This window comes from Methylobacterium sp. C33D (assembly GCF_053345825.1).
On record NZ_JBKFAV010000012.1, the window covers coordinates 1 to 23,923 of the forward strand.

The following is a 23,923-nucleotide window of genomic DNA, read 5'->3' on the forward strand; positions in this document are numbered from 1 at the left end:
TCGCCCCGCCCGTCTCGGCCAGAACCTTCGTGATCGCCGCCGTCAGAGACGTCTTGCCGTGGTCAACGTGGCCGATCGTGCCAATGTTGCAGTGCGGCTTGGTGCGGGAGAACTTTTCCTTGCCCATGATTCCCATTCCTGCGGCGGGGACCACGCAAGGGCCCCGAATCCTGGTCAGCCGCCCCGAAGTTCCGACAGGGGCGAAAAACGCGGTCCGCTTAGAGGGTCGGCCGCCAGGGATCAAGCTCCGCGACGCGCGGGAGCCCGCCGACCGGCCCCGCTGTCAAGCCGCCGACGCGAGTCTTGAACGCCGAAACAACAATCACAGGCAGTATCCGCGCCGCTTTCGCGCCACAGTGTGGCATCGCGGGCATAGCGGGATCCGTGCGGCCGAGCTTAAGTGGCGACAACAACGCGTCACCTCGGACCCCCCGCCATGATGAAGAAGCTCCTCCTCGCCACCGCCGCGACGGCCCTGGTCACGACGGCCGCCTCCGCCGCCGACCTTCCGCGCCGCGCCGCGCCGCCGCCGGTCTTCACGCCGGTGCCGGTCTTCACCTGGACGGGCTTCTACGGCGGTCTCGAGTCCGCCTACACCTTCACCGACCGTGAGCGCATCACGACCGTCGGCGTCCAGCCCGGCAACGCCGCCAACGTCGCCCTCGGGCGCCGCCCGTTCGCGACCTCGACCACGCAGGACGGCTTCGCCAACATCGGCGGCACCGCCGGCTACAACTACCAGTTCACGCCGGGCGCCGGCATCGTGGTCGGTCTCGCCAACAGCATCGACTGGACGGACATCACCAAGAACCGGGTCGTGCTCGGCACCGGCAACGTCGCCGGCGGCCCGCCGAACATCAGCCAGTTCCGTCAGAGCCTCGACTGGCTCGGCACCCTGACCGGCCGCGTCGGCTACGCCTTCGACCGCGTCCTGGTCTACGGGATGGGCGGCCTCGCCTACGGCAACGTGTTCCACGACGCCAACTTCTACACCCCGGGCGGCCGCCTCCAGTTCGCCGGCCGCTACGACGACTTCAAGATCGGCTACGCCTACGGCGGCGGCATCGAGTTCGCCCTGCCGACCGACAGCTTCCTGAACACCTTCGCGCTCGGCCGCTACATCGGCATCAAGTACGACGCCATCACGGTGAAGGCCGAGTACCTGCACTACGACCTCGGCAGCCAGAACGTGCTCGTCGGCGCGGTCCCGGGCGTGGGCAACGGCGCGTACATCTCGCGCTTCCGCACCGAGGGCAGCATCGTTCGCGCCGGCTTCAACTACAAGTTCGGCGGTATCTGAGTCGAACGGCGCCGGGGTTTCCCCGGCGGTTACCAGCGAGGGCGGGTGCCGGCATCGGCGCCCGCCCTTTTTCGTGGCGCGCGCGCCGCGCGCGGGCGTGCGGCAGCCCAGATGGCGGCCCGGCTCGCGGCCCGAGCCACCGGCGGCGGCCGCGTCAGCAGGCGCGCAGGTGCGCCACCAGCCGCGCGGCCGCCGCCTCCGCGGGACCGGTATTGAGGATCGTCAGGTCCGCGGTGACGCCGCCCTCGCGGGCGAGCCGCGCGGCCGGGTCGCCGTCCTGCGTGCGGCCGCGGGCGGCGATGCGCCGCGCCAGGATCTCGGGGGGCGCCGTGATCTCGACGACGCTCACCCGCGGACCGGCCGCCCGCGCCTGCGCAACGACGCGGCGCGAGACGTTGCAGACCACCACGTGGCCGTCGGCGACGCGTCGGCCGACCGCCTCCGGGAGCGCGTAGCCGAGGCCGTGGGCGCGCCAGCTCAGGGTGAAGCGCCCGGCCGCGCAGCCCGCGGCGAAGGCGGCCTCGTCGATCTCGTCGTTGTCCTCGTCGGCCGAGGGCGGGCGGGTGACGAGGCGGCGCGGGAAGACGTAGCGCGGGTCGTCGGCCAGGGCCGCCCGGGCGAGCCGGAGCAGCGTGTCCTTGCCGGCCCCGCTCGGGCCGACCACGAGGACGAGGCAGCCCGCCATCAGGCGACCCGCCGGCCGGCGCGCCAGACCTCGCGGACCACCGGCACGCCCTCGGCCCGCTGCACGCGCACGAGGTCGGCCCGCAGCCCGGGCGCCAGGGCGCCGCGATCGGTCAGGCCGGTGGCGCGGGCGGGGTTGGCCGTGACGGTGGCGAGCGCCGCGGGCAGCGTGATCCCGGGTGCCTGCTCGGGCAGCAGGAAGGCCGCCATCAGCAGGCTCGCCGGCACGTAGTCCGACGACAGGATGTCGAGGTGCCCGGCCTCGGCCAGCGCCAGGGCCGCGACGTTGCCGGAATGCGAGCCGCCGCGGATCAGGTTCGGCGCGCCCATCATCACGGTGATGCCCTGCCGGTGCGCGGCCTCGGCCGCCTCCAGGGTGGTGGGGAACTCGGCCAGCCGCACGCCCTCGCCGACCGCGAGCTCGACGTCGGCCAGGGTGGTGTCGTCGTGGCTCGCGAGCGGGATGCCCATCTCGCGGGCGAACTGGACGAGGGCCGGCCGGTTCTTCGCGTTGAGCGCCCGCCCGTCGCGGACCTTGCGCTCGGTGTTGGCGCGGATCTCGTCCATCGGCCGACCGCCGCGGGTGGCGTAGGTGTAGTACTTCTCCATGTCGCGGAACTGCCGCTGGCCGGGCGTGTGGTCCATCAGCGAGATCAGCCCGACCTTGTAGCGGGCCGTGAAGGCCGCCACCGTGTCGAGCACGTCCAGGGAGGGCAGCTCGCAGCGCAGGTGCGTGAAGTGCTCGGCCCGGAACAGGTCCCCGGCGCGCGCGGCGGCGATGGCGCCGGCGAGCTGCTCCAGCTCGGAGCCGAGGCCGCTGCCGTCCGGATCGCTGCCGGCGCGGAGCGAGTCGAACACCGTGGTGATGCCCGAGGCGGTGATCTGCGCGTCGTAGGCCAGGACGGCGCCGAGGGGGTGCCAGCGCACCTTCGGGCGCGGCGCGAAATGGCTCTCCAGGTGGTCGGTGTGCAGCTCGATCAGGCCGGGGATCAGGTGGTCGCCGCCGAGATCGAGGCCGCGCGCGGGCGGGCGCCCCTCGCCGATCTCCGCGATCGCCCCGTCCGAGACCGCGAGCCAGCCGCGCTGCACCCGGTCCGGCAGGACCAGGGTCGCGTTCTCGAGGATGAAGTCGTCCATCGTGCGGATCCTCAGGCTGCCCGGGCGCGCGGCGCGAAGCGGGTGACATCGACCACCCGGGTCGCCACAGCGTCGCGCATCTCGCTGTCGTGGAAGATGCCGAGCACGCCGGCCCCGGCGCGGAGCTTCTCGCGGACGAGCTCGGCCACCACGGCGCGGTTCTCCGCGTCCAGGGAGGCGGTCGGCTCGTCGAGGAGCAGGAGCGGCCGGTCGGCGATCAGGCCCCGGGCGATGTTCACCCGCTGCTGCTCGCCGCCCGAGAAGGTCGCGGGCGGCAGGCCCCAGAGCCGCTCGGGCAGGTTCAGCCGGGCCAGCAGGGTCTCGGCCCGCGCGCGCGCCGCCGCTTCGGACAATCCGCCCTCGCGGCCGGCGGCCTCGACGACGTCGAGGGCCGGGACCCGCGGGATCACCCGGAGGAACTGCGAGACGTAGGCGATGACCCGCGCCCGCAGGGCCAGGACCGCCCGCGGATCGGCCCGGACGACGTCCACGACCGTCGCGCCGTCGCGGACCAGGATCGCGCCGCCGTCGCAGCGGTAATTGCCGTAGGCCATCTTCAGCAGCGAGGATTTCCCCGCTCCGGACGGGCCGCCCAGCACCACGCACTCGCCGGGCTCCACGGACAGGCTGACATCGCCCACCACCGGCAGGACGACGCCGCCGCGCAGGTGCAGGGTGAAGCTCTTGGCGACGGTCTCGAAGGTCAGGAGCGCGGTCATGCGGCGAGCACCGAGGCGACGAGGAGCTGGGTGTAGGCGTGCTCGGGATCGTCGAGCACCCGGTCGGTGAGGCCGGTCTCGATCACCCGGCCGGCGCGCATGACCATGATCCGGTGCGAGAGGAGCCGCGCCACCGCGAGGTCGTGGGTGACGATGATCACCGCGAGCCCCAGCTCGGCCGAGAGCCGGCGGATCAGGTCGAGGAGCCGGGCCTGGACCGAGACGTCGAGGCCGGAGGTCGGCTCGTCCATCAGCACCAGGCGGGGGCCGGTGACGAGGTTCCGGGCGATCTGCAGGCGCTGGCGCATGCCGCCGGAGAACCGCGTCGGCGGGTCGTCGATCCGGTCGGGGGCGATCTCGACCCGGCCGAGCCAGTCGAGGGCCTGGGCGCGGATCCGGCCGTAATGGCGCTCGCCGAGCCCCATCAACCGCTCGCCGACATTGCCGCCGGCCGAGACCGCCATGCGCAGGCCCTGGGCCGCGTCCTGGCGGACGAACCCCCACTCGGTGCGCATCAGCGCCCGGCGCCCGGCCTCGCTGAGGGTGCCGAGGTCGCGCAGCGCGCCGTCGCGCATCCGGTAGGCGACCGTCCCGGAATCGGGCGCCAGCTCGGCGGCGATGAGGGAGAGGAGCGTCGACTTGCCGGAGCCGGATTCGCCCACGATCGCCAGCACCTCGCCGGGGACGAGGTCGAACGACACGTCGGCGCAGGCGAGGCGGGCACCGTAGCGCTTGGTCAGGCCGCGGACCTGAAGCAGGGATTCGCTCATCGGGTCGCCTCCGCGGCGTCGGGCAGGAAGGGGGGATCGAGGCGGAAGCTGTAGCCGTAGCGCTCGAAGCCGAGGCTCTCGTAGAAGGCGTGGGCCGGCTTGGCGTCGGCGTTCGACGACAGGGCGAGCTTGTAGCAGCCCCGCGCCTCGGCGAGGCGGGCCGCCGCGCGCATCATCGCCCGGCCGAGACCGCCGCCGCGGTGCCGGGACGCGACCACGACGCTCTCGACGAGGGCCGAGGGCGTGCCCCAGTGGGCGATGTTGTCGAGGATGACGAGGCAGAAGGTGCCGACGACCGCGCCGTCGCGCTCGGCCACGTAGAGCCCGTAATCGGGATAGGCCGCGAGCCGGTCGAGGAGCGCCCCGGCCTGCGCCAGGGTCGCGACCCGCCCGCCGTTCAGCTCGGCGTAGAGGTCGAGGATCGCGGGCAGGTCCGGTTTCCCGGCCCGGCGGACCGTGAGGTCGCCGGCGTCGCGTCTCACATCGCCACTCATGCCGCGTCCCCCGTGCCGACATGGCCGTCCGCGCGGCGCCCCTCGCAATGATCGGTGTCCGAGCAGACGAACATCCGCCTTCCAGCATCGTCCAGCAGCACCTCGTCGAGGTAGACGCCCTCGGCACCGCACAGCGCGCAGGGATGCTCGAACGCCTGGATCCGGAACGGGTGATCCTCGAAGTCGAGGCTGCGCACCCGCGTGTCGGGCGGCACCGCGTAGATCCGCCGCTCGCGGCCCGCACCGAAGAGCTGGAGCGCCGGGCAGTCGTCCATCTTGGGGTTGTCGAATTTCGGCGTCGGCGACGGGTCCATCACGTAGCGGCCCGCCACCTCCACCGGGTACGCGTAGGTGGTGGCGATGTGGCCGTGGCGGCTGATGTCCTCGTAGAGCTTGACGTGCATGGCGCCGTACTCGGCCAGCGCGTGCAGCTGGCGGGTCTCGGTCTCGCGGGGCTCGAGGAAGCGCAGGGGCTCGGGGATCGGCACCTGGTAGACGAGGGTCTGTCCCTCGGTGAGCGGCGTCTCGGGGATGCGGTGGCGGGTCTGGATCACCGTCGCCTCCGCGGTGCGGGTGGTGGTGGCCACCCCGGCGGTCTTGGCGAAGAAGCGGCGGATCGAGACCGCGTTGGTGGTGTCGTCGGCCCCCTGGTCGATGACCTTGAGCACGTCCGAGCGGCCGAGGATCGCGGCCGTGACCTGCACGCCGCCGGTGCCCCAGCCGTAGGGCATCGGCATCTCACGGGAAGCGAAGGGCACCTGGTAGCCCGGTACCGCGATGGCCTTGAGGATGGCCCGGCGGATCATCCGCTTCGTGCCCTCGTCGAGATAGGCGAAGTTGTAGCCCGGTTCGCTCTCCGGGCGCTGCGCGATCGCGGCGCTCATTCGGCGGCCTCCTGCATCTCGGCGGCGTCGGACCCGCGCTCGAACTCGGTGCGTAGCCGGCGAACAAGTTCCAGCTCGGCCTGGAAGTCGACGTAGTGGGGCAGCTTCAGGTGCTCGACGAAGCCGGTCGCCTGGAGGCTATCGCAGTGGGCCATCACGAATTCCTGGTCCTGGGCCGGGCTCGCCACCGGCTCGCCGAGTTCCTCCGCGCGCAGCGCCCGGTCGACCAGGGCCATCGCCATGGCCTTGCGCTCGCTCTGCCCGAAACTCAGCCCGTAGCCGCGGGTGAACTGGGGCGGGGCCGCCCCCGAGCCCTTGAACTGGTTCACCATCTGGCACTCGGTGAGCCGCACCCGGCCGAGCGGCACCGCGAAGCCCAGCTCCTCGGGCACGAACTCCACGGCCACCTCGCCGACCCGGATCTCGCCGACGAACGGGTGGGTGCGGCCGTAGCCGCGCTGCGTCGAGTAGGCGAGTCCGAGCACGAAGCCCTCGTCGCCCCGGGCGAGCGCCTGCAGGCGCAGCGCCCGGTCGGCGGGATAGTCCACCGGCTCGCGGGTGAGGTCGCCCGCTGGCGCGCCGTCGTCCGGGGGCGACGGTTCGATCAGGCCGTCCCGGGCCAGCAGGTCGGTGACCCGCGGGCAGGTGCCGGCATCGGCCCGCGGCTCGACCTCGGCGGCGGGCTCGATCCCGGCTTCGGTCTCGGCCGCGAGCGCGAAATCGACCAGCCGGTGGGTGTAGTCGAAGGTCGGCCCGAGCACCTGCCCGCCCGGCAGGTCCTTGAAGGTCGCGGAGATCCGGCGCTCGACCGCCATCGCCCCGGTGTCGACCGGCGCCGAGGCGCCGAACCGGGGCAGCGTGGTCCGGTAGGCGCGGACCAGGAACACCGCCTCGACCACGTCGCCGCGGGCCTGCTTGAGCGCCAGGGCCGCGAGGTCCGGATCGTAGAGCGAGCCCTCGGTCATGACCCGGTCGACCAGCAGCGCCATCTGCGCGCGGATCTGCGCGACGGAGAGCTCGGGCACGGCCGGGTCGCCCCGGCGCGCCTCGGCGAGGAGCCGGTGGGCGTTGTCGATGGCGGCCTCGCCGCCCTTCACGGCCACGTACATGGGTCAGGCCTCCGTGACGGTCGTGGAGCGCGGCAGACCGGCCACGCGGCCGGACGCGGTGAGGATCAGGTCGACGCCGAGGGGGAAGCCCGTCCGGTTCTCGGCGAGCTGCGCCGCGAAGCCGTCCGGCAGGGGCGCCGGCGCGAGCCGGGCGGTGCCCCGGATGCCGGGGCCGGACAGGTGCAGCCCCTCCCCCTCCGCGAGCGCGTCGAGGGCGAGCACCAGGGTCGTGGCGGTGTCGGGATAGGCCGGCGTCCCGGGGGCGAACTCCGCCAGCGGCGGGCAGCGCGCCGGGTCACGGACCAGCGCGAAGGCCGCCGCGGCCGGGTCGCCGGTGAGCGGCGCGCCGGTGTGGAAGCGCAGGTATTCCGCGACCTCCGGCGCCGCGGCGAGGGCCGGATCGAGCCAGACCGGCGTGTCGGCGTCGGTGAGCGTCAGCGCGACGGCGGCCAGTTCCGGCGTCAGGGGCGCGGGCGGCGCGAGGCCCGGCGCGAAAGGCCGGACGCGGCCGGGGCGGGCGAGGGCGTCCATCACGGCGCGGAACGTGTCCTGCGCGTCGTGGACCGGGTCGGCGAAGCCGGGGGCGAGCATGCTCAATCCTCTCCGCGGGCGAGGGTCAGGAAATCGACCCGGGTGGCGGCCGTGCGCCGGGCGGCCCGATCCCGGGAGGCCGCGAGCCGCCGGGCGGCGGGCTCCAGGGCGGCCTCGACCCGGGCGCGCCGGACCGGATCCTGCCAGAGGGCGTCGAGGATCGCGGCGAGCCGCGCCTTCGCGCGGTCCCGGCCGAGATGGTAGGCGAAGCCCGCCGGACCGTCCGCGAGGCGGATGGCGGCCCGGGTGACGCTGACCTCGCCGACGTTGAACGGGCGCCCGTCGCCACCGATCCGGCCCGACGCCATCACGAGGCCTGTCTCGGGGGGCCGCAGGTCCGCGGCCGCGGGCGCGTCGAGCTCTGACAGAGCCGCCTCCAGGTCCGCGCGGCTCGCGTCGGCACAGAGGGCCATGACGGCCCGGCGCGACACGATCTCGCCGTCGGATCCCGGATGTCTCGGGGTCGTCGTCATCGCGAATCCCTTCGTCACTCGGTTGTCTAGGTGTATAGACAACTGGCGTGCGCCGCACAAATGAAGTTTGGATGACAGGATGGATGCGCAGGAGCAGGCGGCCGGCCTCGTCCGGGGCGAGGGGCTGACGGCGTGGCGGCAGATCGCCGACGCGCTGACGGCAGAGATCGCGGCGGGTCGCTACGCGCCGGGACAGCAGCTCCCCGCCGAGGCCGCCCTGGCGGCGCGGTTCGCGGTGAACCGGCACACGGTGCGGCGCGCCCTCGCGGCGCTGGCCGAGGGCGGGCTCGTGCGCGCCAGCCAGGGCCGGGGCACCTTCGTGGAGGAGGCACCGCTCGCCTACCCGATCGGGCCGCGGACGCGCTTCTCCGAGATCGTCGCCGGGGCCGGGCGCGAGGCCTGGGGCGACCTCGTCACCGCGACCACGGTCCCGGCCGGGACCGAGCAGGCGGCGTCCCTCGCCCTCGCCCCCGGCGCGCCGATCCTGGAGCTGTTGACGGTCCACCGGGCGGACGACGCCCCGCTCTCGACGGCGCTGACCTGGCTGCCGCTGCCGCGCTTCGCGGGCTTCGCCGAGGCCTACGCGGCGCGCGGCTCGATCACCCGGGCCTTCGCGACCTGCGGCGTCCACGACTACACCCGGCTCTCGACGCGGATCCGGGCCCGCCCCGCGGATTCCGCCGAGGCGCAGCGCCTCGACATCGCGCCCGGGCGGGTCGTTCTGGTGGTGTCGAGCGTCAACGTCGATCCCGCCGGCGTGCCGATCCAGGCGAACCGCACCCTGTTCGCCGCCGACCGCGTGGAGCTGGTGATCGGCGGGTGACGCGACGGCGGCGGCACACCGTCCTCGCGAGCGGAGCGAATCAACCCGGGGCAGCGCGACCCGGAGTGATTGCACTCCACTGGTGATGCCGGAGAGCCGAGGCCTCCCTCAGCGCGCCGCCGGCCCGATGATCGCCTGGCGCAGGCGGGTCGAGACCCAGTCGATCGCCGCCACGGTCACGAGGATCATCAGCACCAGGAAGGCGACCTGCTGCAGCTCCAGCACGCGGATCAGCTCGGTGAGGTACTGGCCGATGCCGCCGGCGCCGACGATGCCGATGATCGTCGCCGAGCGGGTGTTCGACTCGAAGAAGTACAGGACCTGGCTCGCCAGCACCGGCAGCACCCCGGGGATCAGCCCGAAGCGGATGCGGTGGAGCGCCGAGCCGCCCGAGGCGACGACGCCCTCGCCGGGCCGCCTGTCGCAGGTCTCGATCGCCTCGGAGAACAGCTTGCCGAGCGCCCCGAAATCCGAGCACGCGATCGCGAGCGCCCCCGCGAACGGGCCCAGGCCGACGACGTTGATCCAGATCAGCGCCCAGATCAGCACGTCGACCGAGCGCATCACGTCGAGGCCGCGGCGGACCGCGAACCGCGCGAAGGGGTTGGGCACGACGTTCCGGGCCGCCAGGAACGCCACCGGGAAGGCGAGGATCGCCGCCGCGAGCGTGCCCAGGAAGGCGATGCCGAGGGTCTCGCCCAGCGCGTGCAGGAAGGTCCAGAACTGGCCCTCCGGCGACGGCGGCAGCATCAGCACCGCGAAGGTGCCGAGCCGCCCGAGCCCGTGGAGGATCCGCGCCACCGAGAAGTCGAGGCGCCAGTAGCCGAGCGCGGCGAGCCCGACCAGCACGGCGAGCAGGGCGGCGAGTCGCGCCCGCCCCGGCCAGTCGGTGCGGAACTGCGCGGGGTAGCGGGCGCGCAGGCGGGCGAGGTCGGCCCGGGCCGCCGCCCGCAGGGCCTCGGGACGCGCGCTCATCGGGCGTGCTCCGCGCCGATCAGGCGGTGGCGGACCCGCTCGGTGACGAGGTCGATGCAGAACACGGTCAGGATGATCAGCACGAGGATCGCGCTCACGTCCGCGTAGTAGAAATTGCGGATCGCCACGAGGAATTCCTGGCCGATGCCGCCGGCGCCGACGAAGCCCATCACCCCGGCGCCGCGCACGTTGATCTCGAAGCGCAGCAGCGCGTAGGAGGCGAAGTTCGACAGCACCTGCGGCAGGACCGCGAAGCGCACCGTCTGGACCCAGGTCGCGCCCGAGGCCGACAGGCCCTCGACGGGCCGCATGTCGATGTTCTCGACCACCTCGGCGAACAGCTTGCCCAGCGCGCCCGTGGTGTGGATCGCGATGGCGAGCACGCCCACCATCGGGCCGAGGCCGAAGGCGATGACGAAGATCAGCGCGAACACCACCTCGGGGACGGTGCGGCACAGTTCCAGGAGGCGCTTGGCGCCGACGCGCAGCGCGCGCGACCGCACGAGGTTGGCGGCGGCCACGAAGCTGAGGGCGAAGCCCGCGAGCCCCCCGAGCAGCGTCCCGAGATAGGCCATGAGCAGGGTCTCGCCCAGCAGGCCGAGCCATTTGGGCAGGCCCCAGTACCAGGCGCGAACGTCCTCGAGCGGGTGCGCGAGGCCGATCGGCGGCAGGATCTGCTGGATGTAGGCGGTGAACTTGCCGATGTTCTCGGCGAAGACCAGCGGCCGCACCTCGGCGATCAGGCCGGCGACCACGGCGAGCGCCGCCACCAGGGCGAAGCCCGCCAGCGTGCGGCGGCGGGCCTCGCCGGTCGCCGCCGCGTAGAGGCCGGAGAGGGCGGCTGCCCGCTCCGGCGACAGGGGTGTCAGGCCGCGCAAGGCGGGCGGCTCCGGATCAGGACTTCCGGCGCTGCTCGTCGTTGAACCGCAGCATGTCGATGATCGGCTGGTAATCCTTGAGGGTCACCGGCGTGAGGTCTTGGTCCTTGCCGTCGGAGAGCCGGTCGAAGGCGGCCTTGTCGGCCTTCGGCAGGGCCACGAAGGCGTCGCGGATCTTGGCCTTCAGGTCGTCCGGCAGGCTCGCCAGCATGGCGAAGGGCCCCTCCGGCAGGAAGTCGGACTTGAACACGACCCGGAAGTCCGACTGCTGCATCGGCGTGCCGTCAGGCTTCTTGAGCATGCCCTTGGCGGCCATGCGGGTGACCATCGTGTCGGTCTCGGAATTCCACAGGTTGGCGGCGGCGTCGGCGGTGCCCTGGGTGAGCGCCAGGACGGCGTTCTCGTGGCTGCCCGCGTAGAAGGTCTTGCCGAAGAACTTCTCGACGTCGTAGCCGGCCCGCTTGAGGAAGAAGCGCGGCGCCTGGTTGCCCGAGGTGGAGTTCGGATCGACCAGCGCGAGGTTCTTGCCCTTGAGATCCTCGACGGTCTTGTAGGGGCTGGAGGCCAGCACGTAGACCACCGAATAGTAGCCCGAGGCGCCGGTCTCGTGCTTCTGGTTGACGATCGGCTCGATCTTCACGCCGGTCATCACGGCCCGCGCGAACGAGGCGGGCCCGTACCACGCGATCTGGATGTTGCCGGCGCGCTGGCCCTCGATCACGGCGGCGTAGTCGCTCGCCACCCGCAGCTTCACCGGCACACCGAGCGTCTTGGTCAGGTAGGCGGTGAGCGGCGCCCAGCGGTCGGCGGTGCCCGAGGCGTTCTCGGCCGGGATCACGCCCAGGGTCAGCTCCGGATACTGGGCCTTCCAGTCCTGGGCGGCGGCCGGCAGGCCGAGGAGGGCGAGGGCCGCGGCGGCGGCGGCGAGGGTGCGTCGGGTGATCATCGGGTCGTCCTTCGTGGCGTCGGCGAGGTTCGGCCGGCCAGAGGCCGGTCGGGCGTTTCCAAGACGGTGCGCGTTGGCGGTGCGCTTTGGCGGTGTTCGTTGGGGCCCGGGGCCCGGATCAGGCGCCGAGGGCGGCCTCGCGGACCGGCCGCGCCGGCACGTGACCGGGCCGGCCCGGCATCGCGGCCCGCTGCTCCGACTCGCGCTGCGCGGAATCGTCCAGTACCTCGCCGGCCTCCAGGCCGTAGAGCCGGCGCGCCACGTCCTCGGTGAGGTCGAAGGGGCCGCCCTCGAACACGACCCGCCCGGCCGCGAGGCCGACGAGGCGGTCGCAGTAGGCGCGGGCGAGGTCGAGGGAGTGCAGGTTGCACAGCACCGTGATGCCGTAGCGCCGGTTCACGTCGGCGAGCGCGTCCATCACGAGCCGCGTGTTGCGCGGGTCGAGGGAGGCGACCGGCTCGTCGGCGAGCAGGATCTCGGGCTCCTGCACGAGGGCGCGGGCGATGGCGACGCGCTGCTGCTGCCCGCCCGACAGGCCGTCGGCCCGCTGGCCGGCGAACTCGCCCATGTCGAAGCTCTCCAGGGCGGCGAGGGCCATGGCCCGATCCTCGGCGGACCATTGCCGGAGCAGGGAGCGGTAGGTCGGCACGTGGCTGAGGCGCCCCATCAGCACGTTGGTCATGACGTCGAGCCGGCCGACGAGGTTGAACTGCTGGAAGATCATGGCGCAGCGGGTGCGCCACTCGCGCAGCGGGCGGCCGCGCAGGGTCGTGACCTCGCGCCCCTCGTGGAGGATGCGGCCCGAACTCGGGTCCGCCAGCCGGTTGATGAGGCGCAGCAGCGTCGACTTGCCGGCGCCGGAGCGGCCGATCACCCCGACGAAGCTGCCGGGCTCGATCCGGAGCGACACGCCGTCGACGGCGCGCCGGTCGCCGTACTGGCGCGTGAGATCCTCGATAACCAGCATGCCACCATCCGCCGGGGAACGGCCGCACGTAGACGCCGGTTTCACGACGATTGGATGACGTATTCGGGACGATTATATTTGCCGGCGCAGCATCTCGGCCTTTCGATAGCCGACTTAATCTTCGTGGCGTTCCAGGAATGCTTCGACGGGCAGCCCGCGGAAATCCGGCAGCGCCCGGCGCAGGCGCTCGTGGTCCCAGTCCCACCACGCTAAGCGGGTCAGACGGTCCGCGACCGCCTCCGGGAAGCGGCGCCGGACCGGCCTGGCGGGATTGCCGACCACGATCGTGTAGGGCTCGACGTCGCGGGTGACGATGGCGCCCGCCCCCACCACCGCGCCGGTGCCGATCGTGCGCCCGGGCAGGACGACCGCGCCGTGACCGATCCAGACATCGTGGCCGATCGCCACCGGGCTCGCCCGGCGCCGGTCGAAGAAGGCGGGCTCGTCCGGTTCCTCCGGCCAGTAGGCGCGCGCCCGGTAGGTGAAGTGCGCCTGCGACGCCCGCTCCATCGGGTGGTTGCCGGGATTGATCCGGACGCTGGCGGCGATCGAGCAGAACTTGCCGATCGCGGTGTAGATCACCTCGCCGTCCTCACCGATGTAGGAATAGTCGTCGAGGGTTGTCTCGGTCAGGCGGGTGCGGGCGCCGATTTCGGTGTAGCGGCCGAGGCGGCAGTCGACGACCCGGGCGCTCGGATCGAGCGCGGGTTCGAGGCCGAGGGGGCGATCAACCACGGGCCTCTCCGAAGGGCAGGCGCGCCAGGAGCCGGAACGGCCCCGACCCGTCCTGGGTCAGGAGGCTGACGGCGTCGATCCGCAGGGGCTCCGGCCCCGCGGCGGCGTAGGCCTCGGACAGGCGCCGGTGCCAGGGATCGCGCTCCGCCTCCGGCAGGGCGTCGGTCAGGGTCATGTGGAAGCGGAAGGCCTCGAACACGTAGGGGTAGCCCCAGCGGTCGAGGAGCGCGCGGCCGCGCGGGTCGAGGCGCTCCGGCCGGCGCTTGGCGCGCTCGGCCTCGGTGAGCGGTGCCCGGAACGGGTCGAGGGCGGCGACGCACTCGGCGGCGAGGAGGCCGAGTTCCGGCGGCGCGGCCTCCGGCACCAGGGCGAGGAACGGCCCGAGGGCGGCGACCCGGAGCGGGCCCACCGCCACCGGCGGGTGCGCGTCCGCGAGGGCGCTGGCGGCGGCGACGAGGTCGGCCTCCCCGGCCCCCGGGGCGAGGCGCAGCGGCGCCTTGAGGGTGGCGTGGAACCCGTAGACCCGCGCGCCCGCCGTGACGGCGGCGAGATCGCTCAGCCCCTCCGGGTGGGGGACCGGCAGCCCGGAGGCGTTGTCGTGGCCGAGGACGGCGCGCCCGAAGGCTTCGAGGCGGGAGCCCGGGGCGGGCAGGCAGTAGAGGGCGTAGCGGCGCGACACGTCAGGGACTCCGGTCGCCGGGCGATCAGGCCGTCGGCGCGTAGGTGCGCGCGTCGGCGGCCCGCCGCGGACGCACGTCCATGGCGTTGCCCCGCCACACGATGGCGCTCCGCATCCAGGCGCCGACCCAGATCGCCGGGATCAGTGCGTCGCGCGCCAGGAAGGCGGCCAGCGTGCGGGGCGAGCGGTGCCAGCCCGCGCGGACCGCGAGCCGGTACTCGGCGGCATAGCACAGGCCGGCGAGGCCGGCAGCGCCCGCGAGGCCCGCGAGGCTGCCGGCCCAGAGGGCGACGAGGAGCGCCGGCAGCAGGACGCCGCTGCCGATCTCGGGGGCGAAGAACAGCGGGAAGGTCACGCGGCGCAGGCGCGCCCAGCGCAGCTGCCGCGACCAGACCTCCCGGAAGCCGCGCGGGCCGAGCGGCTGCTCGAACGGGCTCGCCACCAGATGGACCCGCTTGCCGGCGGCGCGCACGAGCTTGGTGGCGGCCGCGTCCTCGGCGATCTCGGCCGCCAGCGCCTGGAGGCCGCCCTGCCCCTCCAGGAAGGGCTTGTGCCAGAGCATGCTCTTGCCCTGCGCGAAGCCCAGCCCGAAGGCCTCGGCGGCGTACTGCCAGCGGGCCTGGAGGGTGTTCAGGAAGGCGCACTCCACCTCCGCCATGAAGGTGCCCGGGCGGGCGCCGGCCGGCGTGGAGCAGACGAGGCCGGTATCGGCGCGCCACGCCGCCTGGAGCCGCTGGAGGTAGTCCGGCGGCATGGCGACGTTGGAATCGGCGAGCACCACCCAGTCGTGGGCGGCGGCGCGCCAGCCGCGCAGGCAGTTGTTGAGCTTCGGGTTCGCGCTGACGCGCTCGTCGCCGCGGATCAGGCGGGCCGGCACGTGCGGGTGGGCCTCGATCAGGCGCTCCACCATCGGGACGATCGGGTCCGCCGGGTCGGCCACGCAGAAGATCAGCTCGTAGGCCGGGTAGTCGAGGCGGAAGCTGCGGAGGAGCATCTCCTCGCTGTAGGCCTCGACCCCGCGCAGCGGGCGGACCAGGGAGACGGCCGCGCCGTCCGGGAACCGCGACGGGCCGTGATCCCGGCCGAGGCGCCGGCCCGCGACGGCGATGCTGCCGATCTGGACGACGGCCAGGAGCGCGCCGAGGGACAGGGCCGGCACCGTGGCGTCAATCATGCGGATCCCTCGTGCGATCGGGCGAGCGGTCCGGTCCGCTAGCGGCCGGACCGCGTCAGGCGTGTGACAGCGCCGCCGCCCGACGCTCTCGGACCCGCTCGCCGACGCGGGGCGTCGCGGGCCGTCACCCAACCGTCACCGCGCGGTTTTAATCCCCATTCACCACGAGAGATTCCGCGCGAGGGTTCATGTCCGATTCCGCCGTGATGCCGTCGGGGGCCGCGGGAGGCCGGAAGGCGGGCGGCCCCCGCCTCGACCACGGGACGCATCTCGGCGGGGTGGTCGCGTTCCTGCTCGTCCTCGTGGCGGGCCTCGGCTACGCGGTGGTGAGCCTCATCGCGGACATGAACGCGGTCGGGGAGGCGCCCCTGGCCTACGGCGCCTTCGCGCTGCTCGGCCTCGCCCTGCTGATCGCCCTCGCCTTCGAGTTCGTGAACGGCTTCCACGACACCGCCAACGCGGTCGCGACGGTGATCTACACCCACTCGATGCCGCCGCTCGTCGCGGTGATCTGGTCGGGCGTCTTCAACTTCCTCGGCGTGATGCTGTCCTCGGGCGCCGTGGCCTACGCCATCGTCACGCTCCTGCCGGTCGAGCTGATCCTCAACGTCGGCTCGCACGCGGGCTACGCGATGATCTTCGCGCTGCTGCTGGCGGCCATCCTCTGGAACCTCGGGACCTGGGCCTTCGGGCTGCCGAACTCGTCGTCCCACGCGCTGATCGGCTCGGTGCTCGGCGTCGGCCTCGCCAACCAGCTGATGAACGGCGGCGACGGCACCGCGGGGGTCGACTGGAACCAGGCGCTCAACGTCTTCAAGGCGCTGCTGTTCTCGCCGGTCTGCGGCTTCGTGCTCGCGGCGCTGCTGCTGCTCGCCCTGAAGGTCACGGTCCGCCGCCAGGACCTCTACGAGGCGCCCGAGGGCGACGCGCCCCCGCCCCCGTGGATCCGCGGCCTGCTGATCCTCACCTGCACGCTGGTCTCGTTCTTCCACGGCGGCAATGACGGGCAGAAGGGCATGGGCCTGATCATGCTGATCCTGATCGGCGCGGCCCCCACCGCCTACGCGCTCAACCGCACCATGGCGGACGACACGACGCCCGCCTTCGTGCAGGCCTCGACGGCGGCGAGCGCGGTGTTCTCCGCCCGCGCGCCCGGCGCGTCGGTTCCGGACGCCGCCGCCGCGCGCCGGACGGTGACGGAGGCGCTCAAGACCAAGGCGCTGAACACGCCGCCCGTCTACGCGGCGCTGGCGGCGCTCTCCGACGACATCGCCGCCAGCGTGAAGAATTACGGCGCGATCCGCACGGTGCCGGCCGCCCAGACCCAGAACCTGCGCAGCGACATGTACCTCGCCGCCGACGCGGTGCGCGTGCTGCCGGGCGCCGGGGCCGATTTCTCGGAGGCCGACAGGGCCGACCTGAAGCGCTACGCGGGCCTGCTCAACGACGGCACGCGCTACATCCCGGGCTGGGTCAAGGTCTGCGTCGCCCTGGCGCTGGGTCTCGGCACCATGGTCGGATGGAAGCGCATCGTCGTCACGGTGGGCGAGAAGATCGGCAAGACTCACCTGACCTACGCGCAGGGCGCCTCGGCCGAGATCGTCGCCGCCGGCACGATCGGGCTGGCCGAGCTCTACGGCCTGCCGGTCTCGACCACCCACATCCTGTCGTCGGGCGTCGCCGGAACGATGGCGGCCAACGGCTCCGGCCTCCAGATGTCCACGGTGCGCAACATGGCGCTCGCCTGGATCCTGACCCTGCCGGCGGCGATCACCCTCGCGGCCGTGCTGTTCTTCATCCTGCGCCACGTGTTCTGACACCGGTCCGGCCGGCGGGGCCGGGCCGGAGACCGCGCTCCGCCCCCCGACGCAGCGACCCGGTCTCCGGCTTCCTGCAGCGTGCCCCGACGCGTCAGGAACTCGCCATCGCCCGCACGAAGGCCAGGCAGGTCCGGCGCGCCGCCGGACTGTCGATCGTCACGAAGGCCGAGACGAGGTCGGCCGCCTGGGTCATGGCCGCGTCGGGCCGGTCGGCATCCGGGTAGAAGCTCGCCACCGGCACGTCGAGGATGCCGGCGATGCGGCTCAGGGCGTCGCTCGCGCAGGCCGTCGCCGGAGACGGCGCGCGGGTCCGGGCCGGATCGGCGGAAGCGTCGGGCGCCATCGCTCAGGCCGCCTTGTGGCCGAGCTGATGGCCGAGCTGGATCGCCCGGGCGATCTCCGAGCGCCGCGCGGCGTAGCCCGGGGCCACCATCGGGTAGTCGGCCGGAAGGCCGTACTTCGCCCGGTACCCCTCGGGGGTGAGGCCGTGCGCGGTGAGGTGGCGCTTCAGGGTCTGGTAGGATCGGCCATCGATGAAGCTGACCAGGCCGGTCTCCTGGATCGAGGCATCGACCTCCGACTGGCTCAGCCCCCGCCTTCCGAATTCCGACGGCGCGCAGCGGAGCACCGCGATCGCCGCGTGCACTTGATCGATCAGCGCCGGCAGCGCCGTGACCTCGATCGCGTTGCGCGAGACGTAGGCCGCGACGATCGCGCCGACCTTCTCGAGCATGAAGGTTGAATGGTGGTCGATAAGATGGTCCATCTGAGACATCGCTGTTGGAGGGCGTCCCGCGCTCCGGGCCCCGTCTCCGGCGGACCGGCTCGCGCGGGTCTCGGGGAGAGGCTGGCCCGGCCGCGAAGCGACCGAGGGATTTTTACCTCAAGTTGATTTATCTCCGTTTCTTGAGGTTGCAGATAATATACAATCTGGGCGGACGGGGATTTGTCCGACGGCGCGAGGATTTTTGCTCCACCGCGCAACCGGACGCATTTCGGCAATGGTTACTGATACGTTCACTGTTTTCGGGCGCGAAGAGCGGTGCCGAAACCCGAGTTCGGGCGATCTCGGCCTCGGTGCCACGCCTCGGGACCGTCCGGTCGCGTGCCCGTCGCAATGCGTACGGCGGGGGGTGCCATCGGACAGCGGCGGCGCCCCCGACGGCCCGGAGGCAGGACGGCTCCCGAGCGCTGCGCGTGGTCGGGAAGCGCGCCGGCCGCGCGCTCATCCGGCCCTCTGCCGGCTCTCCGGCTCCGGGACGTGTTCCGCGCGGGCGGCCGGCCCATCGCCGACCGGATCCGGGAGCGCCGGCTGGCGGCGGCCGCGCGCCCGGCCGATCCCGCCCGCACCCGCCTGTCGATCGGCCCGCTGGCCCATGCCGGCGGCTTCACCGGCCGGGCCCCCTGCGCCCGCCGGTTCAGGGATCGCCACGGTCTGACACCGCGCGTACCGGCAATCGGCCGTCACGGGCGCCCCGCAGGTCATCCGACCCGGGGCGCCCACTGCCGCCCGGTCAGGGCGCGCGGTCGCTCCGGCGCAGGCTCGCCGGCATGGCGAAGAGCGCGAGCCCGGCGGCGGCGAGGCAGAGCACGCCGATCCCGTACAGGGCCGGCGTGGTCGAGCCGGTCAGGTCCTTCACCCAGCCGACCATCACCGGGCTGACGATGCCGCCGAACTGGCCGAGGGTGTTGATCAGCGCGATCCCGCCCGCCGCGCCGACGCCGGTGACGAGCTTGGCCGGCAGCGTCCAGAAGGTCGGGATCGACGCGACGATGCCGGCGCCCAGCAGCGCCAGGGCGACCATCAGCGGCACGATGTGCTTGTCGAACAGGCCGGCGCCGAAGAAGCCGAGCGCGGCCGCGATGGCGAGGCCGGCGACGAATTTCGGCCGCTCGCCCGAGGCGTCGGACAGGCGCCCGATCACCACCATGCTGATCGCCCCGCAGATGTAGGGGATCGCCGTCAGGAAGCCCACGGACGCCGCCTGCCCGCCGCTCGCGGTCTTGATCAAGTCCGGCCCCCAGAAGTTCAGGCCGTAGGAGCCGATCTGGAGCAGGAAGTAGATCAGCCCGATCAGCAGGAATCCCGGCTGCCTGATCGCCCCGAGGAGGGAGTGGTCGCCGATATCCCGGTTGTGGTGCGCGATCCGGCTCGACAGCAGCGCCTTCTCGGGCTCCGAGAGCCACGTCGCGTCGGCGATCCGGTCGTCCAGGCGCATCAGCACCAGCACGCCGAGGACGAGGCAGGGCAGGCCGCCGGCCAGGAACAGCCATTGCCAGCCGGCGAGGCCGCCGACGCCGTTGAGGCCGCCGAGGATCAGCCCCGCCACCGGCGCGCCGAAGATGCCCGAGAAGGCAGAGGCCACGAACATGAACGAGGTGATCCGCCCGCGATGCGAGGCCGGGAACCAGATGGTCAGGTAATAGAGGATGCCGGGCGCGAAGCCCGCCTCCATGGCGCCGATCAGGAAGCGCAGGGCGTAGAAGTGCCACTCGCTGCGGATGAAGATCATGAGCGCGGTGGCGATGCCCCAGGAGATCATGATCCGGGCGATCCAGCGCCGCGCCCCGACCCGGTAGAGGAACAGGTTCGAGGGGACCTCGAAGATCACGTAGCCGACGACGAACATGCTCGCGCCGAGCCCGTAGGCGACGTTGCTGAAGCCGAGGTCGCTCTGGAGCTGGAACTTGGCGAAGCTGATGTTGATGCGGTCGAAGAACGCGAACATGTAGCAGATCATGATCAGCGGCATGAGCCGCCACGCGACCTTGCGGACGACGCCGGTCTCCGTCACCGCGCCGGCCTCGACGGCAGCCGGCGACCCGGACAGGGCTGCGGTCATGGTTTCCTCCGTAGTGTGTTTCTCGGGGACGTGTCGTGGGCGGTGCCGCCTTCGGGCGGGCGGCTTCCCGCGAAGTCAGGTTCGGGCGCAGCTCAAGGCACACGACGGCGATGCCGCCTTCGCCGGACGAGGCGCGGGTCCCCTCTCCCGTTCGGGCGAGGGAGCGCGTCGCGTCCGACGCGTGGGGCGGGCCGTTGTGAGCCCGCCCCTCTCCGTCTCCGGCTCAGGCCGCCCTGGCGGGGGCCGGGTGCAGGTCGCAGGGCCGTCCGGCCTTGGCGACCTGGCCGGGCACGTCGTGGCCGACGAGGCGCGGCAGGTCCCGCGACAGGCCGATCAGCGCCGGGAGGTCGAGGCCCGTCGGCACGCCCATCTCGTGGGCCATGCTGACGAGATCCTCGGTGCAGATGTTGCCGGTGGCGCCGGGCGCGAACGGGCAGCCGCCCAGGCCGCCGAGCGCCGCGTCGAAGCGCCGGGCGCCCGCGTCGTAGGCCGCCAGCACGTTGGCGAGGCCGAGGCCGCGCGTGTTGTGGAAGTGGAGCGTCAGGCGCCCGGTACCGACCAGCGGCAGGACCCGCACGACGAGGCGGCTCACCTGCCGGGGATTGGCCATGCCGGTCGTGTCGGCCAGCGTCACGCCGTCGACGCCCAGCGACAGGTAGCGCTCCACCTGCGCGACGACCCTGTCGGCCGGCTGATCGCCCTCGAACGGGCAGCCGAAGGCGGTCGCCACCGTGGCGTTGGTGCTGAGCGGGGCGCCGCGCACCGAATCCATGATCCGCGCGAAGCCGGCGATCGAGTCGGCCGGGCTCATGCCCATATTGGCGCGGTTGTGGGTCTCGCTCACCGAGGCGACGAGGTTGATCTCGTCGACCCTGGCGGCGAGCGCCCGCTCGGCGCCCTTCGGGTTCGGCACCAGGGCGACGTAGACGGTCCCGGGCCGGCGCCGGATCCCGGAGAAGACCTCGGCCGCGTCGGCGAGCGCCGGCACCGCCTTCGGCGAGACGAAGGACGAGACCTCGATCCGGCTGAAGCCGGCCTCCGCCAGGGCGTCGATCAGCCGGATCTTCTCGGCCGTCGGCACGAAGACCGGCTCGATCTGGAAGCCGTCGCGGGTCGCGACCTCCTGAACGATCAGCGCATCGCCGCTCATGCCACGGCTCCCTTCTCGCGCAGCGCGGCGATGCGCGCCGGGTCGAGGCCGAGCTCGGCGAGGACGGAATCGGTGTGGGCGCCGAGGGCCGGCCCCTGCCAGCGGACCTCGCCGGGCGTGTCGGAGAGCTTCGGCACGATGCCGGGCATCTTCACGGCCGTGCCGCCCGGCAGCTCCGCCTGCAGGATCATCTCGCGCGCCTGGTAGTGCGGGTCGGCCACGATGTCGGCCACCGAGTAGATCCGGCCGGCCGGCACGTCGGCGGCGTCGAGGACGGCCAGCGCCTCCTCCACACTCTTGGTCTTCGACCAGTCGGCGATGGTGCCGTCCAGCATCGCGGATTGCTGGGAGCGGCCCGCGTTGTTGCGCAGCGCCGGGTCGTCCGCGAGGTCGGGACGGCCGATCGCCGTCATGAGACGGCGGAAGATCGGGTCGCTGTTGCCGGCGATGACCACGTAGCCGCCGTCCCGCGTCGGGTAGGTGTTCGACGGGGTGATGCCCGGCAGCGCGCCGCCGGTGCGCGTCCGGACCTCGCCCAGCAGGTCGTATTCCGGGACGAGGCTCTCCATGACGTTGAACACGCTCTCGACGAGCGAGACGTCGATCACCTGGCCGGCGCCCTGCCCGGTCTTGACCCGCAGCAGGGCCATCAGCGCGCCGATGACGCCGTGGAGCGAGGCCAGGGTGTCGCCGATGCTGACGCCGACCCGGGCCGGCGGGGCCTCCGGGCTTCCCGTGGTGAAGCGGATGCCGCCCATCGACTCGCCGATGGCGCCGAAGCCGGGCCGGTCGCGGTAGGGGCCGGTCTGGCCGTAGCCCGAGATCCGGACCATCACGAGGTTCGGGTTGAGCGCCGAGAGCACGTCCCAGCCGAGGCCGAGCTTCTCCAGGCCGCCGGGCCGGAAGTTCTCGACGACCACGTCGGCGCTCGCGGCGAGCTGCTTGACGATGTCGAGCCCCTCGGGCGACTTCAGATTGACGGCGATCGACTTCTTGTTGCGCGACTGCAGGTACCACCAGAGCGAGGTGCCCTCGTGCATCTTGCGCCACTTCCGGAGGGGATCGCCCTCCCCCGGGGGCTCGACCTTGATGACCTCGGCGCCGAACTCGGCCATCAACCGCGTCGCGAAGGGCGCGGCGATCAGCTGACCGAGTTCGAGAACGCGGATACCGCTGAGCGGACCGGACACGGCTCTCCTCCATCGTTTGTTGCCCCCGAGATAGGGCTCTTCCCGCGGCGAAGTCCAAACGCGATGCGCCACCGTGCGTTCACCGCGGGAGAACGCACGCTCAGCGGCCGGCGGCCCGGAGATGCTCCAGCAGGAGGGACGCCGCGGGCGACAGCGCGCCCGGGCGGACCACGAGGCGCAGCGTGCGCGCGGCCCAGGGATCGGTGAGCGGCACCGCGGCGAGCCGCATCGGCGGGCCGAGCAGGGCGTAGACGCGCTCCGGCACGGTCCCGAGGCCGAGCCCGACCTGCGCCATGCGGCAGATCGCGTCGAAGCTCGGGACGTGCATGCGCAGCCGCAGCGGCCGGCCGAGGCGCCGGGCCTCGTCGCGCAGGGCCGCGTAGATCGAGCTCTCCGCGTGCAGCCCGACATGGTCGTAGTCGAGGGTGTCGGCCAGCGCGACGGCGCCGCGGTCGCACAGGGGATGCCCGGCCGGCATCACCAGGACGAGGCGGTCGCTCCGGTACGGGTAGGCGGTGAGGCTGCGGGTGTCGGTGTTGTCGGCGCACAGGCCGAGATCGGCGAAGCCCTCCTCGACGCCGGCGACGACGCCGCCGCTCGGCCGCTCCTCCAGGTCGACCCGGATCCCGTCCTGCGCCGCCAGGAAGGCCTGCAGGTCCTCGGGCAGGAACTCCACGATGGCCGAGAGGTTGGCGAGCACCCGAACGAATCCGCGCACGCCCCGGGCGTGCTCGGCGAGTTCCAGGGCGATCTGCTCGGCGCTCGCCAGCATCCGGCGGGTGTGGTGCAGCAGGGTCTCGCCCGCCGGGGTGGGCCGCATGCCGCGCGGCTCGCGGGTGAGCAGGGTGCAGCCCAGCGCGTGCTCCAGCTCGGCGAGGCGCTTGCTCACCGCCGAGGGCGCGATGGCCGCCCGGCGGGCCGCGCCGTTCAGGGTGCCCTCCGCGCAGATGGCCGCGAACAGCCGGAGCGTCTTCAGGTCGAGGCGGCTGAGGGTCGCGGCCGCGGGCAGGTCGGCGGACATCCGGCGGCTCGATCCGGGGGCACCGTCAGTCGCGCGATCCGACCGGCTGGCCGTAGGTGCCGAGCCCGGCCTTGGCCCCCTCCCGGTTGACGAGGCCGAACCGCAGCACCGCCTGCTCCAGGTAGTCGATCGCGTCGACCAGATGGGCGCGCGCTGCGGCAACGCTCTCGTCGCCCTCCTCGACCGGCGTCTCGGCGAGCTTCACGGCGGCGATCAGGACGCGGTCGCGCTCGTCCTCGATCCGCGGATCGCGGGCGAGGTGGCCCCGGACCCGGGCGTCGAACGTCTCGATGACCGACCAGGGCAGCGCGTCCTTGCCGGACGGCGCCCGGTACGCGCGGGCGTGGCGCCGCGCGTCGGCGCTGGCGGCCCTGACATGATCGGCGAGTGCTGCATCCATTCCCGGCCTCCGCGGCGCCGCGCCGATCGATCCCCGGCCGGACCATCGGCTCGAGGGTCCGAACGTGCGCCGACCCGGTCCGTTGCCGACGCCCTTAGCGGGCCGCGCCACAAACCTTCAAGACCCTGTGGGCGAGGGCCTTACCTTGGCGGTTCCGGCCC

The 23,923-nt window shown here is 73.0% G+C and carries 27 protein-coding genes; 3 read left to right on the forward strand and 24 right to left on the reverse strand.

Features of this window, described 5'->3' with window-relative positions:
- The coding region (locus ACLBXO_RS11290; RefSeq protein ID WP_244498717.1) for a GTP-binding protein at positions 1-127 on the reverse strand (127 nt) is incomplete at its 3' end.
- Between the two features lie 309 nt (positions 128-436).
- Between ACLBXO_RS11290 and ACLBXO_RS11295 the strand changes: the two genes are divergently transcribed.
- Positions 437-1,300, forward strand: coding sequence for an outer membrane protein (locus ACLBXO_RS11295; RefSeq protein WP_331312659.1), 864 nt, complete (start codon positions 437-439; stop codon positions 1,298-1,300).
- A 154-nt stretch (positions 1,301-1,454) separates the two neighbouring features.
- Here the strand turns inward: ACLBXO_RS11295 and phnN are convergent, their stop codons facing one another.
- The 9 genes from phnN to phnG are packed head-to-tail and all read right to left on the reverse strand — an operon-like array spanning position 1,455 to position 8,161.
- Positions 1,455-1,985, reverse strand: a complete 531-nt coding sequence (gene phnN / locus ACLBXO_RS11300) for a phosphonate metabolism protein/1,5-bisphosphokinase (PRPP-forming) PhnN (RefSeq protein WP_447685427.1) — start codon at positions 1,983-1,985, stop codon at positions 1,455-1,457.
- Positions 1,985-3,121, reverse strand: a complete 1,137-nt coding sequence (locus ACLBXO_RS11305; RefSeq protein ID WP_447685428.1) for an alpha-D-ribose 1-methylphosphonate 5-triphosphate diphosphatase — start codon at positions 3,119-3,121, stop codon at positions 1,985-1,987. The genes phnN and ACLBXO_RS11305 overlap by 1 nt, the downstream gene beginning before the upstream one ends.
- 11 nt (positions 3,122-3,132) lie before the next feature.
- Positions 3,133-3,840, reverse strand: a complete 708-nt coding sequence (gene phnL, locus ACLBXO_RS11310) for a phosphonate C-P lyase system protein PhnL (protein ID WP_091681745.1) — start codon at positions 3,838-3,840, stop codon at positions 3,133-3,135.
- A complete protein-coding gene (gene phnK, locus ACLBXO_RS11315; protein WP_447685429.1) occupies positions 3,837-4,610 on the reverse strand; it encodes a phosphonate C-P lyase system protein PhnK in 774 nt (257 codons plus the stop codon). Before phnK ends, phnL begins: the two co-directional genes overlap by 4 nt.
- The gene (locus tag ACLBXO_RS11320) at positions 4,607-5,092 is read right to left on the reverse strand and encodes an N-acetyltransferase family protein (protein WP_447685430.1); all 486 of its coding nucleotides are present in this window, start codon (positions 5,090-5,092) and stop codon (positions 4,607-4,609) included. The genes phnK and ACLBXO_RS11320 overlap by 4 nt, the downstream gene beginning before the upstream one ends.
- Positions 5,093-5,100: 8 nt before the next feature.
- A complete protein-coding gene (locus ACLBXO_RS11325) occupies positions 5,101-5,988 on the reverse strand; it encodes an alpha-D-ribose 1-methylphosphonate 5-phosphate C-P-lyase PhnJ (RefSeq protein WP_447685431.1) in 888 nt (295 codons plus the stop codon).
- Positions 5,985-7,097: a carbon-phosphorus lyase complex subunit PhnI gene (locus tag ACLBXO_RS11330; RefSeq protein ID WP_447685432.1), complete on the reverse strand. Its 1,113-nt coding sequence runs from the start codon at positions 7,095-7,097 to the stop codon at positions 5,985-5,987. Before ACLBXO_RS11330 ends, ACLBXO_RS11325 begins: the two co-directional genes overlap by 4 nt.
- A 3-nt stretch (positions 7,098-7,100) precedes the next feature.
- A complete protein-coding gene (gene phnH, locus ACLBXO_RS11335; RefSeq protein WP_447685433.1) occupies positions 7,101-7,688 on the reverse strand; it encodes a phosphonate C-P lyase system protein PhnH in 588 nt (195 codons plus the stop codon).
- A 2-nt stretch (positions 7,689-7,690) separates the two neighbouring features.
- Positions 7,691-8,161, reverse strand: coding sequence for a phosphonate C-P lyase system protein PhnG (phnG, locus tag ACLBXO_RS11340; RefSeq protein ID WP_447685434.1), 471 nt, complete (start codon positions 8,159-8,161; stop codon positions 7,691-7,693).
- 79 nt (positions 8,162-8,240) lie between these two features.
- Between phnG and phnF the strand changes: the two genes are divergently transcribed.
- Positions 8,241-8,984, forward strand: coding sequence for a phosphonate metabolism transcriptional regulator PhnF (gene phnF, locus ACLBXO_RS11345; protein WP_447685435.1), 744 nt, complete (start codon positions 8,241-8,243; stop codon positions 8,982-8,984).
- 108 nt (positions 8,985-9,092) lie between these two features.
- On the opposite strand, the gene phnE (ACLBXO_RS11350) is transcribed toward phnF, so the two are convergent.
- From phnE (ACLBXO_RS11350) to ACLBXO_RS11380, 7 genes are all read right to left on the reverse strand, one after another.
- Positions 9,093-9,959, reverse strand: a complete 867-nt coding sequence (gene phnE / locus ACLBXO_RS11350; RefSeq protein WP_447685436.1) for a phosphonate ABC transporter, permease protein PhnE — start codon at positions 9,957-9,959, stop codon at positions 9,093-9,095.
- Positions 9,956-10,837, reverse strand: coding sequence for a phosphonate ABC transporter, permease protein PhnE (gene phnE, locus ACLBXO_RS11355; protein ID WP_447685437.1), 882 nt, complete (start codon positions 10,835-10,837; stop codon positions 9,956-9,958). The genes phnE (ACLBXO_RS11350) and phnE (ACLBXO_RS11355) overlap by 4 nt, the downstream gene beginning before the upstream one ends.
- Before the next feature lie 16 nt (positions 10,838-10,853).
- Positions 10,854-11,783: a phosphonate ABC transporter substrate-binding protein gene (gene phnD / locus ACLBXO_RS11360; protein WP_331294672.1), complete on the reverse strand. Its 930-nt coding sequence runs from the start codon at positions 11,781-11,783 to the stop codon at positions 10,854-10,856.
- Between the two features lie 118 nt (positions 11,784-11,901).
- Entirely contained in the window at positions 11,902-12,750 is an 849-nt protein-coding gene (phnC, locus tag ACLBXO_RS11365) for a phosphonate ABC transporter ATP-binding protein (RefSeq protein WP_447685438.1), read from the reverse strand.
- 114 nt (positions 12,751-12,864) lie between these two features.
- Positions 12,865-13,485, reverse strand: coding sequence for a chloramphenicol acetyltransferase (locus ACLBXO_RS11370; RefSeq protein WP_447685439.1), 621 nt, complete (start codon positions 13,483-13,485; stop codon positions 12,865-12,867).
- Positions 13,478-14,164 (reverse strand): DUF1045 domain-containing protein, encoded by a 687-nt coding sequence (locus ACLBXO_RS11375; protein ID WP_447685440.1) that lies wholly within the window; start codon positions 14,162-14,164, stop codon positions 13,478-13,480. Before ACLBXO_RS11375 ends, ACLBXO_RS11370 begins: the two co-directional genes overlap by 8 nt.
- A 25-nt stretch (positions 14,165-14,189) precedes the next feature.
- A complete protein-coding gene (locus ACLBXO_RS11380; protein ID WP_447685441.1) occupies positions 14,190-15,338 on the reverse strand; it encodes a ceramide glucosyltransferase in 1,149 nt (382 codons plus the stop codon).
- A gap of 188 nt (positions 15,339-15,526) precedes the next feature.
- Here ACLBXO_RS11380 and ACLBXO_RS11385 point away from each other — a divergent pair, with 188 nt between their 5' ends.
- Entirely contained in the window at positions 15,527-17,155 is a 1,629-nt protein-coding gene (locus ACLBXO_RS11385) for an inorganic phosphate transporter (protein WP_447685442.1), read from the forward strand.
- Positions 17,156-17,249: 94 nt separating this feature from the next.
- On the opposite strand, the gene ACLBXO_RS11390 is transcribed toward ACLBXO_RS11385, so the two are convergent.
- From ACLBXO_RS11390 to ACLBXO_RS11420, 7 genes are all read right to left on the reverse strand, one after another.
- On the reverse strand, positions 17,250-17,501 hold the full coding sequence (locus ACLBXO_RS11390) for a hypothetical protein (RefSeq protein ID WP_331312674.1): 252 nt from the start codon (positions 17,499-17,501) through the stop codon (positions 17,250-17,252).
- A gap of 3 nt (positions 17,502-17,504) precedes the next feature.
- Positions 17,505-17,924, reverse strand: coding sequence for a MucR family transcriptional regulator (locus ACLBXO_RS11395; protein WP_447685443.1), 420 nt, complete (start codon positions 17,922-17,924; stop codon positions 17,505-17,507).
- Positions 17,925-18,672: 748 nt separating this feature from the next.
- A complete protein-coding gene (locus tag ACLBXO_RS11400; RefSeq protein ID WP_447685444.1) occupies positions 18,673-20,001 on the reverse strand; it encodes an MFS transporter in 1,329 nt (442 codons plus the stop codon).
- Positions 20,002-20,224: 223 nt separating this feature from the next.
- A complete protein-coding gene (locus ACLBXO_RS11405; RefSeq protein WP_447685445.1) occupies positions 20,225-21,151 on the reverse strand; it encodes a hydroxymethylglutaryl-CoA lyase in 927 nt (308 codons plus the stop codon).
- Positions 21,148-22,341 (reverse strand): CaiB/BaiF CoA transferase family protein, encoded by a 1,194-nt coding sequence (locus ACLBXO_RS11410; RefSeq protein WP_331312678.1) that lies wholly within the window; start codon positions 22,339-22,341, stop codon positions 21,148-21,150. Before ACLBXO_RS11410 ends, ACLBXO_RS11405 begins: the two co-directional genes overlap by 4 nt.
- Positions 22,342-22,441: 100 nt before the next feature.
- Positions 22,442-23,362, reverse strand: a complete 921-nt coding sequence (locus ACLBXO_RS11415; protein WP_447685446.1) for a LysR substrate-binding domain-containing protein — start codon at positions 23,360-23,362, stop codon at positions 22,442-22,444.
- A 25-nt stretch (positions 23,363-23,387) separates the two neighbouring features.
- The gene (locus tag ACLBXO_RS11420; RefSeq protein WP_331312680.1) at positions 23,388-23,762 is read right to left on the reverse strand and encodes a hypothetical protein; all 375 of its coding nucleotides are present in this window, start codon (positions 23,760-23,762) and stop codon (positions 23,388-23,390) included.
- Positions 23,763-23,923 lie beyond the last annotated feature (161 nt).